The following is a 13,474-nucleotide window of genomic DNA, read 5'->3' as shown; positions in this document are numbered from 1 at the left end:
CATGCATCACTGATTATAAACACAGTGCAAAATTGACAAAGAATTGTTATGGTTAAAGGTATTGCGCTGTAGTACCAAGAAAAATATAAGGATAATGGAATATGCGCCTAAATGGTGTACAAAGACTGCTTGAGACAGGCTTAATTATAAGCACAGCATTTGCCATTTTCATTTTATGTGCGCTCATCAGTTTCGATGCTGCCGATCCATCCTGGTCGCAAACCGGCGAGTTTATGGAAGTCAGTAACATTACAGGCACAGCTGGCGCGTGGTTAGCAGACATTTTACTGTTTAGTTTTGGGTGGTTGGCTTTTTTAGTGCCTGCAGCAATCCAAATGTTCGGTTATTTCGCGTTTAAACGCCCTCACCAGGTACTAAGTCTAGATTATATTACGCTTGCTTTGCGCCTAATCGGCTTAGTGTTATTTGTGCTCAGCGCGTGCGCAATTAGCTCAATCAATTTTGACGATATTTTTTATTTTTCGTCTGGCGGGGTAGTGGGGGACGTCATTGCCAGCGCGATGATGCCTGCGTTTAATTTTACAGGCACATCAATCCTTCTACTGTGCTTCTTTTTCGCAGGTTTAACCTTGTTAACAGGCATTTCGTGGGTGCAGGCCGTTGATACACTAGGTGCCTGGGTAATGAGTGCGGGTCGTTGGGTGTGGCAATGGTTTCACAACAAGCGTGACCAATGGCAAGAAGAAATGGCCGAATCACAAAATACACAGCCAGAGCCTACTAAGTTAGCGAAAATAGAAGACGTTAAAGCCGCATCTGTTACATCAAAGACCCATAGCGATCAGGAAATTTCTTTGGGTGATATAGATGATATAGATACGCCGAAGGACAAAGATAAAGCCTTACTCGCCAAAGCGGCCGCAATGTTTGCCCCTGAAGTGAAAAAGGAAGAGCATTCACACTCTGAACTAGCCGTAACTCAACAAACGAAGCAACATCCCGCATTTGATGATCTAGACGATATCTTCGCTGAAGAAATGAATTTTAGTGCCATTGATGATGACAGCTTTGACACGGTGAGTGCACTCAATGAACTTGATAAATCACAACCGCTACAACCCACAGCGGCAACAGTTCAAGCTAACAACAGTGAACAGATAAATTCTGCTGTGGCGCAAGGTTCTAACGTGTCGCATTTGCCGCAAAAGCCAATGTCTGCCAAAGAAAAGTTTGAACAATTGCTCGAAGAACGACCGCCAATGGACCCGTTGCCTTCGCTCGATTTGCTCGACAGACCAGATAAACACCAAAACCCTATTTCTGAAGAGGAATTAGAAGCCGTTTCACGCTTAGTTGAATCTAAACTACAAGATTTCGGCGTACAGGCTGCCGTTGTAGGTGTATATCCCGGCCCTGTAGTAACGCGATTTGAGTTGGATTTGGCGCCGGGTGTTAAAGTAGCGAAAATTTCTGGGCTAGCGAAAGACTTAGCACGTTCCTTGTCAGCCGTGAGTGTACGTGTTGTTGAGGTGATTCCCGGTAAGACCTATGTGGGTTTAGAGTTACCGAACAAACATCGTGAAGTCGTACGCTTATCTGAAGTAATCAACGCGCCTAAATTCGAACAAAACAAGTCGCCATTAACCATGGTGCTCGGTAAAGATATCGCAGGTCAGCCAGTGGTTGCGGATTTAGGTAAGATGCCACACTTATTGGTTGCGGGTACAACGGGTTCTGGTAAGTCAGTGGGCGTTAATGTCATGATTCTTAAGCTTGTTGTACAAGTCGCCTCCTGAAGACGTACGCATGATCATGATTGACCCGAAAATGCTCGAGCTGTCAGTTTATGAAGGTATTCCACATCTTCTGTGTGAAGTTGTTACGGATATGAAAGAAGCAGCCAATGCGCTGCGTTGGTGTGTAGGCGAGATGGAACGCCGTTATAAGCTAATGTCAGCACTAGGTGTGCGTAACCTCAAGGGTTACAATCAAAAAGTACTGGATGCTAAAGCTGCTGGCCAACCGATTATGGATCCACTGTTTAAGGACACGGACGGCATGGCAGATGGACCACAAGAGTTGGATAAGCTACCGAGCATTGTGGTCGTTATTGATGAATTTGCCGACATGATGATGATTGTTGGCAAAAAGGTTGAAGAATTAATCGCTCGTATCGCACAAAAAGCGCGCGCGGCAGGCATTCATCTTGTGTTAGCAACGCAGCGTCCATCGGTAGATGTTATTACTGGATTGATTAAAGCAAACATTCCAACTCGTATGGCGTTCCAAGTTTCGTCGAAGATTGACTCTCGTACAATCTTGGATCAACAAGGAGCCGAAAACCTGTTAGGTATGGGCGATATGTTGTATTTACCACCAGGGACGAGTGTACCCATTCGTGTTCACGGTGCATTTGTTGATGACCATGAAGTACACGCGGTGGTAAATGATTGGAAAGCCCGTGGTAAGCCAAATTATGTGGATGAAATCCTCAATGGTGACGCAGTAGAGGACGTATTGCTGCCAGGTGAAGTGCCAGAGGGTGAAGACGACGAGTCTGACCCGCTTTATGACGAAGCAGTGGCATTTGTAATTGAAAGCGGTCGTGTGTCAGTATCCAGCGTTCAGCGTAAGTTACGTGTAGGCTATAACCGAGCTGCGCGTTTGGTAGAACAAATGGAACAATCTGGGCTAGTGAGCCCTCCGGGACATAATGGTGCCCGAGAAGTATTGGTGAAGAATAACGCCAGTTAACAGACACCAAATGGAGGTCTAAATGAAAAAGATTTTAACAGCAGCCCTAGTTTCAATTTCTGTGATGACCAGCGCTGTGACATTTGCAAGCGATGCAGATGACTTAAAACATGTGTTGGCAGATTTAACTTCGTTAGACACGGCGTTTAATCAACAGGTGTTCGACCCTCAAGGCGAATTAGTGACAGAAAGTGCCGGACAGCTGCAACTCGAGCAACCGCGCAAAATTCGTTGGCAGCAACAAACGCCCGATGAAACGCTATTCGTCTCTAATGGTACACAAAGTTTTTACTTTGACCCGTTTGCGGAGCAAGTGACCTTGCTCGATACAGAAAAGTTAATTGATAGCTCCCCGTTTATCTTACTTACTACGAGCGATGAGTCACTTTGGCAAAATTTTGCAGTTACGAAAGTGGAAGGCGGATATGCGGTCACACCATTGACAAAAGAGCAAGGGCAAGTTGAGCAGCTGACTCTATTATTCGATGCAGACAACCAAGTTGCAGCTGTTGAAGTAGTTGATCAATCAGGGCAACGCTCGCGCTTTACATTTCAAGATCCAGTATTAAACCAAGATATCAATGATGCTCAATTTGAATTTGCTATTCCTGAGAATGTATTCGTTGATGACCAAAGACAAGTTCCAGGAACGCAGGTAAGTGGCGAATAATTTCACCTTTGATTTTGCACCTGATGTGCGCCCACTCGCGGCGCGCATGCGCCCTCACACTCTGGATGACTATATCGGGCAAACGCACATCCTTGGTAAAGACCAGCCTTTGTATCGCTCGATTATATCGGGCAATTGTCACAGCTCGATTTTATGGGGCCCGCCTGGGGTCGGTAAAACTACGCTCGCACATATCATAGCCAATCATTGCGACGCCCAATTTATTGAGCTTTCAGCCGTTAGCGCAGGTGTAAAAGACATTCGAGAAGCAGTCGAATTGGCGCAATCGAGTTTACAATCAGGCAAACGCAGTTTGTTGTTTGTAGATGAGGTGCATCGATTCAATAAGTCGCAACAAGACGCGTTACTGCCACATGTTGAAAATGGTACTTTTATTTTCATTGGCGCAACCACAGAGAACCCTTCATTTGCTCTTAATAATGCGGTGCTCTCCAGAGCGCGTGTCTACACTTTACAAAAGCTCAACAGCCGCGACTTGGAACAGGTCATCAACCAAGCGCTTGGGCATGATGAAATGTTACGCCAAGCCAATATCAGAATTGAACCGGACAGTTTGCAGCAGTTATGTAAAGGAGCCGGGGGAGATGCGAGAAGCGCACTCAATCTGTTAGAAGTCGCTTCGCAATTGGCGATGGGCGAACAATATAAAGGAGTCATTTCTCAAGAAGTAATGCAACAAGTTGCTCCGCAAATGGTTGCCCGATACGACAAAGGCGGCGACCATTATTATGACTTAATTTCAGCGTTTCATAAGTCAGTAAGGGGTTCCAGTCCAGATGGTGCATTGTATTGGTACTGCCGCATCATAACTGCAGGTGGTGACCCACTGTATGTTGCTAGGAGATTACTTGCCATCGCCACAGAAGACATTGGCAATGCCGACCCTAAAGCGATGGAGGTCGCGCTCAATGCGTGGGATATTTATCATCGTGTTGGTCCAAGCGAAGGTGAGCGCGCCATCGCGCAAGCGACTATTTACCTAGCCAGTGCGCCAAAAAGCAATGCGGTATATAAAGCATTCAACGAAGCGAAGCGTCATGCTATGCAAACAGGGGATCTTGATGTGCCGTTTCACTTGCGCAATGCACCCACTGCGTTAATGAAAGAGCAGGGCTTCGGAGAAGATTACCGCTATGCTCACGATGAACCAGGAGCATATGCAGCAGGTGAATGTTTCTTCCCTCCTGAAATTGCAGATACTCAATATTATCACCCTACTGACAGGGGCTTGGAAAAGCGTATTGCTGATAAACTTGAGTATTTAAAAGAAAGAGATGGCCAAAGCACAAGGAGGCGCTATGAATCCGATTAGCACTTATCTATTGGTCGCGCTAGGCGGTGCATTAGGGGCATGTGCTCGCTTTGGCGTAAACGAATTAGCTTTAAAACTACTGCCAAAGGGATTCCCTTTTGGCACGCTGACAGTTAATATTCTCGGTTCATTGTTAATGGGCGTTTTATATGGCCTTTTGGATCGTGAAATTCTCACAAATCCACACCGCCTAACTCTAGGAATTGGTTTTTTAGGCGCGCTGACAACATTTTCAACATTTTCGCTCGATACCTTACTGCTGATGCAGCAAGGCCAGTGGCTGAAAGTGGCGTTAAACATCCTGCTTAATGTTGGGGTGTGTATTTTTATGGCTGCAATAGGCCTCATGCTAACAACGCAAAAAGGTTAAAAACTCACATGTTAGATTCAAAGTATCTCCGTCAGGACGTAGATCAAACAGCAGCACGTTTAAAGACACGTGGCTTCGAATTAGACGTAGCAACACTTGCTGAATTAGAAGAAAAGCGCAAAGCGCTACAAACAAAAACTCAAGAATTACAAAATGAGCGTAACACGCGCTCTAAAGCAATTGGTCAAGCAAAGGCCAAAGGTGAAGACATTCAACCGTTACTTGATGCGGTTGCCCACCTAGGTGATGAGCTTGAAAATGCTAAGAAAGAACAAGACGAAGTACTTGCCCAGTTAAACGACATTGCTTCTGGCTTGCCTAACTTGCCGGCTAAAGAAGTGCCTATAGGTAATGACGAAGCTGACAATGTTGAAGTGAGCAAGTGGGGCGCGCCTAAATCCTACGACTTTGAAGTAAAAGATTACGTTGATCTTGGCGAGGCACTTGATAAAGGTTTGGATTTTGAAGCGGGTGTAAAACTATCTGGTGCTCGTTTTACGGTAATGCGCGGTCAAATCGCGCGTATGCACCGTGCGCTTGTTCAATTTATGCTTGATACCCACACAGATAAAAATGGCTATACCGAGATGTATGTGCCGTATCTTGTCAACAAAGACAGCTTGTTTGGTACAGGTCAATTGCCAAAGTTCGCAGAAGACTTGTTCCACACCGAAAAACTGGGCGAGCATGATGCAGGGTTTAGCTTAATTCCAACCGCTGAGGTGCCGCTAACAAACTGTGCGCGTGACGAAATCTTCGAAGAGAAAGAACTTCCTGTGCGTATGACTGCGCACACACCATGTTTCCGTAGTGAAGCAGGTAGCTATGGTCGTGATACCCGTGGTCTAATTCGTCAACACCAGTTTGATAAAGTTGAGCTAGTGCAACTCGTTAAGCCGGAAGATTCGATGCAAGCGCTAGAAGAATTAACGGGTCATGCTGAACAAATCCTTCAAGCGTTAGAGTTACCATATCGTAAAGTTGTACTGTGCACTGGTGATATGGGCTTCGGCGCGTCTAAAACATACGATTTAGAAGTATGGTTACCGGCACAAGACACCTACCGCGAGATTTCATCGTGTTCAAACATGGGTGACTTTCAAGCGCGTCGTATGCAAGCGCGCTTCCGCCGTGCAGGTGAGAAAAAGCCAGAGCTTCTTCATACATTAAACGGTTCTGGTCTTGCTGTGGGCCGCACGCTAGTTGCGATCCTTGAGAATTATCAGCAAGCCGATGGTTCGGTAGTGGTACCAAGCGTACTGCGCCCGTATATGGGTGGAGTAGAAGTGATCAGCGCTAAATAATAGACTGATTTTTAAGCTAAAAAAGGCCGCAGTATTCGCGGCCTTTTTTATATCTGAAAAGCCTTCAATTTATTTGTATTTAAAGGATGCAAATAAATTGACTGTTTCCAAAAGCTGTTCTAATTTCGCTGTAAGCTAACTCCGGAAGTGCGTTACAACCACTATAAAACATATGTTAAACAGCGATTTTATTGATTACTCAAAACCATTATCCGTCAACCGAGTGTGGTTGGTGCTGAGCACTCTTTTTTTCGTGTGTTACAACGCGAGCTTGAAGAGCGAGGTGCGCACGTTACTTGGTATGAAGGGTTACTTGTAGCTCAAGGCAGCAAGCCGTTTAGCACCATGTTTTCTGCTCATATAGACAGGCATGGTCTAGTGTGTACAGGTCCAAATGAGTTCCAATATGCCGCGTTTATTGCGGGTAATCGCACGGACTTGCTGAATAACTCCGTTTCCGAAGAATTGATGACAAAAATCACCGAACGCTTCCAGAACGAGCCTGTCTACGCCTATGAGCCATGGTCGGGCGCGTATCGTGGTGGTGGTGTCATAAAAAATGCGTATATCTGTGAATTTAGAAACAACCTCATTTTTGAAATTGATGGCCTCGAAGGTTTGGTTGCAGGTACACCCGTGGCGTTTAAAGACAAGCTTAAGATTGACGACGCTCGACTTACAGGCCAACTAGATAATGTGCTATGCGCCGCGGCCTTGGTACATATGTTTGCTAATGGTTTCCAAGGCACAGCGTTCTTCACAGCCCAAGAAGAGGCGGGTAAAAGTTGGCGTTATTTGCTGGAGTGGTTCCGCCGTTTTGGTGGCTCCACAAACCGATTATTCGTAGTTGATACCAGCCCGTTTCCTGATGTTGCAGCAGCAAACAGTCAACAGCTCGTTCTACGTTATAAAGATGCCAATGCGTCCTTTAACGAAGAAGCGACCAAAATGGTTGAACAGCTTTGTATTAATGAAAATATTAGCTACATGTTCAAAGATAAGTACATGGAGCAAACCAACGCTGAATTAGTTGCACAAGGTGAGGAGCCTAAATCAATTGGGAGTACCGAGCTTGGCCGCATCATTGCAGCATCGAATGGACTCGTAGATGGTACTACGATTCAAATACCTTCAACTGGGTATCACACAATGCAAGAATCCGCAGCGATTGAGTCGGTAGAGAAATTTATATCGGTATTGACTGCATTATCGAAGGAATAGGATAGTTAGTTGGTGGCAGAGCCTAAAAAAGGCTCCGCATCAGCTCACGTTATTTTCTGAACTTCATTTCTTGCAGTAGTGCGGTACTCATGATGGTGCGATATTCCGCACGATTTCCGCTTTCCGCTTGCATTTTTTCCATGCTTTTTTTGCCCAAGCCAAATACTCTTCACGACGCTTTTCATTCTCAGCGACAGACGCCATATTTTCAAACACCCTCACAATGTAGAGGTCTGGTTCGTCATGGCGAGCATGGACATTGCTGATAATGGAATAGCTAATTAACCAACCTTGCTTTACAGCGAAGTCAGAGCTTTTGCGCCACTCTGTAGCTAACCATTTGGAATACTTTAAGCCGGCTCCATCCGCAATTTTAATCCCTGTTACTTCCCAGTAGTTACCACCAATAAAAGGTGGCTCGTGATCATCTGCGTGTACGACTTGAATAGACAACAAACTAAATACACAAAACAACGCGCCCATTAATAAGTTCTTAGCCATAGTAAGCTTCCTTATATCAGGTTGCGATATTGCAACGAGAGCTAATAAAACTAGTCGTCCTTGACCGCGTTGTCGAATCGTTATTGTGTTATATGCAATAATGTATTATTCCGTGCCGATAAAGCCGCCAGTTTGATGGGCCCATAACTGTGCATAAATACCACCAAGCGCTATTAATTCTTGGTGTGTACCTTGCTCAACAATGTGCCCCTTATCCATTACCACTAGGCGGTCCATCTGTGCAATCGTAGACAGTCGATGGGCAATGGCAATCACCGTTTTACCTTGCATTAGCGTATCTAAACTCGCTTGAATAGCCGCTTCGACTTCTGAGTCCAATGCCGATGTTGCTTCGTCTAACACTAAGATTGGTGCATCTTTAAGCAATACACGTGCTATGGCAATACGCTGGCGTTTGACCGCCGGAGAGCTTCACACCACGTTCACCTACTTGAGCGTCTAACCCTTTGTTGCCTTTTGAGTCTTCAAGGTCACAGATAAAATCCCATGCCTTGGCTTGTTTAGCCGCTTCTATAATTTGTTCATCAGTTGCATCGGCTAAGCCATATCCAATATTTTCGCGTACGCTGCGATGCAGTAGGGCGGTATCTTGTGACACCATGGCGATGTGTTGACGTAAACTCTCTTGAGTTACAGCATCAATAGCTTGGTTATCTATCGTGATATGGCCTTGTTCCACATCGTAAAAACGCAATAGCAAGTTGACGAGTGTGGATTTACCGGCACCAGAGCGACCAACTACACCGACTTTCTCACCTGCTTTTATCGCTAGATTCAAAGACGCTAATACTCCAGGTTGGTCTTGGTGTAATTCTTTGCCGTAGTTGAATGAAATGTTATTGAAGTTGATAGCACCTTGGTCGATGAACAATTCATGAGCATTCGGTTTATCTTTAATGGCAATGGGTTTGGTGAGCGTTTCCATACCATCAGCCACAGTGCCAATATTCTCAAACAGTGCACTGACTTCCCACATCATCCATTGCGCCATTCCGTTCAATCGCAAGGCTAAACTAACAGCAATCGCGATAGCACCCACACTTATTAAACTGAATGACCATAAGTAGATGGATAACGCGGCTGTAGCGGCGACGAGGGCGTAGTTCAACACTTGCACACTCACTTGCAAACCAGTCGCCAAGCGCATCTGACGATAAACAGGGTCGAGAAATAACTGCATTGATTCTTGGGCGTATTGCTCTTCTTTTGCAGAATGTGAAAACAACTTAATCGTTGAGATGTTGGTGTAGCTATCTACGATACGCCCGGTCATCTGCGAGCGAGCTTCTGCTTGTTGTTCTGCTACTTGCTTTAAGCGTGGAATAAAATAACGCTGGATGAAAATATAGCCTACCAACCACACAAGCATCGGGATCATCAATCGCCAATCTGCCTGGCCAATGAAGATAAGCATCGCACTAAAATACACGAATATATAAACAGCAACGTCGAGAAGCTTAATTACGGTTTCCCGCACCGCTAGTGAGGTTTGCATTACCTTGGTTGCAATCCGCCCTGCAAAATCGTCCTGATAAAAACTAATACTTTGCCTCAATAAATAGCGGTGTGCCAACCAACGAATCGACATAGGGTAGTTACCCAGTAAGCTTTGATGCAAAATGGATGAATGAACAAACACTAAAATCGGTAGGGCAACCAAGGTTACAAAACCCATAAACCAGAGCGTCTCTGACTCATTGGCAAATAATTGCTCAGGAGTTGTATTGCTCAACCAATCAACGAGTTGCCCCATGAAATTAAACATGGATACTTCGATAATGGCCAGTAGTGCTGCACTGATAGACATGACGACTAATGGCCATTCCATTCCTTGGGTATAATAACGGCAAAATGCCCAAAGCCCTGAAGGAGGCGCTTTGGTTTCGCGTTCGGGGAAGGGGCGTGTTAATTTTTCAAAAAATGCAAACATAGACAACTAATTGATACGTAATTTAATCAATCAGTTTAACGATTAACGCTAGCACTGCATAGCGCCGAGATGATGGTTTTTTTGCAACAAAGCGTGTCTTATATGCCGCATTAAGGATGTTTGACACGAATTAAAATGGGCCCAGTTGGACCCACTTTTGAACTTAAAAGCAGAATTTTAAAGCCTATTAAGACTAATACGACTCCACCTAACAATTCTGCTTTACTCTCAAGCCATGTGCCGCTGCGAGCGCCTACTAGCACACCAATCACACTGAATATCAAAGTGGTGACGCCAATCATAGCGCAAGCAATTAACGGATGAACATCTAACAAGGTTAAGGTGAAACCCGCTGCCATCGCGTCGATACTCGTTGCTATCGCCAGAATTAACATCACTTTATGGGTAATTTGTGCAATATCTTCTTCTATTCCTTCGCTGAGTGCTTCATAAATCATTTTGGCACCGATCAACAACAGTAATCCGAATGCAATCCAGTGCGCATAGTCTTCCACCCAGCCGAGTAGGCCTTTGCCGCCTAGGTAACCAATTAACGGCATCAGCCCTTGAAACAAGCCGAAAATAAATGCCCGCTTTGATAGCCAGTGACTTAGTAGTGTGGGTGTGTTTGGAGCCTAGACCTATTGATACAGCGAATGCATCCATACTTAGCGCTATCGCTAAAATAAGTACTTCTATCATAAAACAAATCTTAAGAGGTGACAGTGGTTAGCCGCTAACAAAATAGTACGGCCAACCAATAAATGAAGATAAATTATTCTTTTGTGTAAGTACGTTGCATGATGTACACGTACGCTGTGGTAAACGCTTGTTCTTGGAATTTCTTCAGGCCCGTTTCTTCAAAGTCAATTGGCAGAGGGTTTCGCTTCAACTGCTCTTTCATCGTTGTTGCGTTAAGTACGCGCACATCCAAATCTGAAATAAGTTGCAGCGCAGCTTCCATTTTGAAACCTACCGCGCCGCCAGCAAATTTACCCTTGTGGGGGCGTCCTTTGATCGCAATTGAATCTACACGGTAATCTTCCATTAACTTTTTAAAATCACGATAAAATTTTTGTACTTGCTCAGTGTCATCAGCATCGTTTAAAACGAAACGAGTTTGTCTTACGTCGCGGATATCGAAGACATCGTTTTCTTTAGATAATAAGCAAAGCAGTACTTCACTGCCTTTAATTTCTACGCCACAGGTATTCATGTTTTAACGCCCTTGTAATCAATGCCCACTAGTATATCAGAGATGATCATAAAAATTACTAACTTAGCCTCTAATTTGTGTGCTTTGCACGCGAAAATAGTGCGCTTGCACAGATACGTCTGTGCTGTTGTATCAATGCAATGCTTGTTGGTATAAGCGTTGATTTAAAATTTTCAATTAAAAACAATTAACTACATGTGGCGCGGCGTAGGTGTCACCACTGTAAAAGGATTAAACATGCCTGTAATTACTCTTCCTGACGGCAGTCAGCGTATCTTTGAAAATCCAGTTTCTACTATGGATGTCGCTAACGACATCGGTCCGGGTCTTGCTAAAGCAACCATCGCAGGGCGTGTTAATGGCTCACGCGTTGATGCCTGTGATTTAATCACCGAAGATGCGCGTTTAGAAATTATCACTGCTAAAGACGAAGATGGTCTAGAGATTATTCGTCACTCTTGTGCACACCTTATCGGCCATGCCATCAAACAACTATACCCTGATGCGAAAATGGCGATTGGTCCTACAATTGACAACGGCTTCTATTATGACGTTGACATGGAGCACTCGTTAACACAAGAAGATCTAGAAGCACTAGAAAAGCGCATGCTGGAGCTTGCAAAAACAAAATACGATGTTGTTAAAAAGGTGGTAAGTTGGCAAGAAGCACGCGATACATTTGAAGCGCGTGGCGAAACCTACAAAATGGAAATCCTAGACGAAAATATCTCAAAAGATGACCGTCCAGGACTTTACCATCACGAAGAGTATGTAGACATGTGTCGTGGTCCTCACGTACCAAATATGTCTTTTTGCCAACACTTTAAACTCATGAAAGTAGCGGGCGCTTATTGGCGCGGTAACTCTGAAAACAAGATGTTGCAGCGTATTTACGGCACAGCATGGGCTGACAAAAAGCAACTTAAAGGCTATTTACAGCGTTTAGAAGAGGCCGAAAAGCGTGACCACCGTAAAATTGGCAAAGCGTTAGATTTATGGCACTGGCAAAGAAGAAGCACCCGGCATGGTGTTTCTGGCACAACGATGGTTGGAGCATTTATCGCGAGCTTGAAGATTTTGTTCGTGAAAAATTACGCGAATACGACTATGAAGAAGTAAAAGGTCCTCTGATGATGGACCGCAGCTTGTGGGAAAAATCAGGTCACTGGGATAAATACGGTGATGCGATGTTTACTACCGAGTCTGAAAAGCGTGAATATGCTATCAAACCGATGAACTGTCCAGGCCACGTTCAAATCTTTAACCAAGGTTTGAAGTCATACCGTGACTTACCACTGCGCATGGCGGAATTTGGTTGCTGTCACCGTAACGAGCCTTCAGGTGCATTGCACGGTTTGATGCGTGTACGTGGCTTTACACAAGACGATGCGCACATTTTCTGTACAGAAGAACAAATTCTTGAAGAAGTTATTTCGTGTATCGACATGGTTTACGACACTTATTCTACGTTCGGTTTTGAAAAAATTGTTGTAAAGCTATCTACACGCCCTGAAAAACGTATCGGTGAAGATGAACTTTGGGAAAAAGCTGAAAAAGCGCTTGCTCAAGCACTGACTGATAAAAATATCGAATTCGAATATTTACCAGGTGAAGGTGCTTTCTACGGTCCAAAAATTGAATTCACACTCTATGACTGCCTAGAGCGTGCATGGCAATGTGGTACTGTACAGCTTGATTTCATGCTGCCTGGACGCTCAAGGTGCAAGTTATGTTGCAGAAGACAACGACCGTCGTACACCTGTTATGATTCACCGTGCGATTCTGGGTTCAATCGAAAGATTCATCGGAATTCTTACTGAAGAATACGCGGGTTTGTTCCCAACGTGGCTAGCACCAAAGCAAGTTGTGATCATGAATATCACCGATAAACAGTCTGATTATGTGCAAGAAGTTGTACAAAAATTAAATAAACTGGGTATTCGTGCCGCAGCTGACTTGAGAAATGAGAAAATTGGCTTTAAAATTCGCGAACATACTTTAAAACGTATACCTTACTTATTAGTAGTTGGCGACAAAGAAGTTGAACAACAGGAAGTCGCAGTAAGGACACGTACGGGTGAAGACCTGGCAAGTTTAAAGTCGACGACTTTATTACAAAAATCGCAGATGAGATTAAAAATAGAATTTAATCTGTGATGGAAAAAGGGTGTGCCAAATACTGACGGTAACACC

7 protein-coding genes and 5 pseudogenes are annotated in these 13,474 nt (G+C 44.5%); 8 read left to right on the top strand and 4 right to left on the bottom strand.

The window, feature by feature from the left end; genetic code table 11:
- Nucleotides 1-101: 101 nt before the first annotated feature.
- The 7 genes and pseudogenes from ACH19P_RS09920 to ACH19P_RS09890 form a co-directional block, all read left to right on the top strand.
- A pseudogene (locus ACH19P_RS09920) lies at nt 102-645 on the top strand (DNA translocase FtsK 4TM domain-containing protein); the annotation flags it as partial.
- Between the two features lie 320 nt (nt 646-965).
- Nucleotides 966-2,715 (top strand): annotated as a pseudogene (locus ACH19P_RS09915) (DNA translocase FtsK); the annotation flags it as partial.
- A gap of 22 nt (nt 2,716-2,737) precedes the next feature.
- A complete protein-coding gene (gene lolA / locus ACH19P_RS09910) occupies nt 2,738-3,385 on the top strand; it encodes an outer membrane lipoprotein chaperone LolA (RefSeq protein WP_462158404.1) in 648 nt (215 codons plus the stop codon).
- A 46-nt stretch (nt 3,386-3,431) separates the two neighbouring features.
- Complete coding sequence (locus ACH19P_RS09905; RefSeq protein WP_462159337.1) at nt 3,432-4,718, top strand: replication-associated recombination protein A; 1,287 nt, start codon at nt 3,432-3,434, stop codon at nt 4,716-4,718.
- On the top strand, nt 4,705-5,088 hold the full coding sequence (crcB, locus tag ACH19P_RS09900) for a fluoride efflux transporter CrcB (RefSeq protein ID WP_347389347.1): 384 nt from the start codon (nt 4,705-4,707) through the stop codon (nt 5,086-5,088). Before ACH19P_RS09905 ends, crcB begins: the two co-directional genes overlap by 14 nt.
- A gap of 8 nt (nt 5,089-5,096) precedes the next feature.
- Complete coding sequence (gene serS, locus ACH19P_RS09895) at nt 5,097-6,392, top strand: serine--tRNA ligase (RefSeq protein ID WP_462158403.1); 1,296 nt, start codon at nt 5,097-5,099, stop codon at nt 6,390-6,392.
- 255 nt (nt 6,393-6,647) lie between these two features.
- Complete coding sequence (locus ACH19P_RS09890; RefSeq protein ID WP_462158402.1) at nt 6,648-7,613, top strand: peptidase M42; 966 nt, start codon at nt 6,648-6,650, stop codon at nt 7,611-7,613.
- Between the two features lie 87 nt (nt 7,614-7,700).
- Here ACH19P_RS09890 and ACH19P_RS09885 read toward each other — a convergent pair whose 3' ends face one another.
- The 4 genes and pseudogenes from ACH19P_RS09885 to ACH19P_RS09870 form a co-directional block, all read right to left on the bottom strand.
- Nucleotides 7,701-8,114, bottom strand: coding sequence for a hypothetical protein (locus ACH19P_RS09885; RefSeq protein WP_462158401.1), 414 nt, complete (start codon nt 8,112-8,114; stop codon nt 7,701-7,703).
- Between the two features lie 105 nt (nt 8,115-8,219).
- Nucleotides 8,220-10,065, bottom strand: a pseudogene (locus ACH19P_RS09880) (ABC transporter ATP-binding protein).
- Between the two features lie 110 nt (nt 10,066-10,175).
- Nucleotides 10,176-10,767: pseudogene (locus tag ACH19P_RS09875) on the bottom strand (manganese efflux pump MntP).
- Between the two features lie 73 nt (nt 10,768-10,840).
- The gene (locus ACH19P_RS09870; protein WP_462158400.1) at nt 10,841-11,281 is read right to left on the bottom strand and encodes a DUF3010 family protein; all 441 of its coding nucleotides are present in this window, start codon (nt 11,279-11,281) and stop codon (nt 10,841-10,843) included.
- A gap of 237 nt (nt 11,282-11,518) precedes the next feature.
- On the opposite strand from ACH19P_RS09870, the pseudogene thrS reads away from it, so the two are divergent.
- Nucleotides 11,519-13,431: pseudogene (gene thrS, locus ACH19P_RS09865) on the top strand (threonine--tRNA ligase).
- The last annotated feature ends 43 nt before the right edge of the window (nt 13,432-13,474 follow it).

It is taken from the genome of Pseudoalteromonas sp. GB56 (assembly GCF_054923835.1).
The sequence above is the reverse complement of the archived record's forward strand: the minus strand, read 5'-3'. Positions and strand labels throughout refer to the sequence as shown.